This is a genomic window from Agrobacterium sp. NPDC089420, assembly GCF_044900305.1.
Classification (GTDB): Bacteria; Pseudomonadota; Alphaproteobacteria; order Rhizobiales; family Rhizobiaceae; genus Agrobacterium.
The window spans coordinates 1-1,273 of record NZ_JBJDMY010000069.1; the positions used below are offsets into that span (position 1 = coordinate 1).

Sequence of the window (1,273 nt, forward strand, 5' to 3'; positions counted from 1 at the left end):
GTGACCTTGCCCCGTTAAAATAATCCATTTTGAAGTAAGCTCTGGCCCATTGAGAGGACCAGAGAATGAAGCGTAACCGTTTCACGGACGAACAGATCATTGGCATTCTGAAGGAGCATGAGGCTGGCACGCCGGTCTCAGAGCTTTGCCGCAAGCACAGGGTCAGCGATGCCAGCATCTATAAATGGAAGGCGAAGTTCGGCGGCATGGATGTATCCGAAGCCAAGCGGCTGAAGGCGCTTGAAGACGAGAACACCAAGCTGAAGCGGCTTTTGGCGGACGCGATGCTCGACAATGCTGCTTTGAAAGACCTTTTGGGAAAGAAGTGGTGACGCCCGCAGCAAGGCGGAAAGCTGTCGCGCATTTGATGGGTCACCACGAGATAAGCGAACGGCGGGCGTGTAAAGCCATCGGCTTTTGCCGAATGACGATCCGTTACGAAACCAGACGCATCGATGACTATGACCTTCGCGAGCGGATGAAGGCGCTGGCGCATGAACGCCGCCGCTTTGGATATCGGCGTCTTCATGTGCTGCTCAGGCGCGAGGGTCACCTTGTGAACCACAAGCGGCTCTTCCGGCTCTATCGGGAGGAGAAGCTGACCGTGCGCAAGCGCAGCGGCCGCAAGCGAGCGATAGGCACACGAGCACCGATGCTGATCCCGCTTGCCGCCAATGATCGCTGGTCGTTGGACTTCGTGTCGGATCAACTGACCGATGGTCGCAGGTTCCGGGTGCTGACGATCGTCGACGATTGCACCAGGGAGTGCCTGGCACTCGTCGCCGATACGTCTCTTTCCGGCCTGCGGGTTGCCCGTGAGCTGGACCGGATTATCGAGGGACGAGGCAAGCCGAAGATGATCGTCAGTGACAATGGCAGCGAGTTCACCAGCAACGCGATCCTGCAATGGGCGGATCGGGCCAAGGTGGAATGGCACTACATCGCGCCTGGCAAGCCGATCCAGAACGCCTTCATCGAAAGCTTCAATGGGCGGCTACGAGACGAATTCCTGAATGAAACGCTCTTCTCGTCACTGCCCCATGCCCGATCGGCGCTTTCAAACTGGCGCAGCGATTACAACGATCATCGACCGCATTCCGGCCTCGGCTGGCTGACACCGGCCGAGTTCGCTCAGACCATCAACCCGCGACGTGATGCGGTGCTGCGCAGCCGGAATGGCTCCGCACCGCAACCCGCCGCTACCGCCCTAAATACAGCAACCCAAAACCGCTGGAGCAAACTCAAAACTGGATAAAACTTGGGGGCAAGATCA

The 1,273-nt window shown here is 58.1% G+C and carries 1 protein-coding gene; it reads left to right on the top strand.

Annotated elements, in window-relative coordinates:
• The first annotated feature begins 65 nt into the window (after positions 1 to 65).
• Positions 66 to 1,255, top strand: a protein-coding gene (locus tag ACI2KA_RS26970) for an IS3 family transposase (protein WP_404505492.1) whose coding sequence is annotated in 2 segments (ribosomal slippage) — positions 66 to 315 and positions 315 to 1,255 — 1,191 coding nt in all. Because the reading frame shifts where the segments join, the coding sequence is not laid out codon by codon here.
• Positions 1,256 to 1,273: the final 18 nt, after the last annotated feature.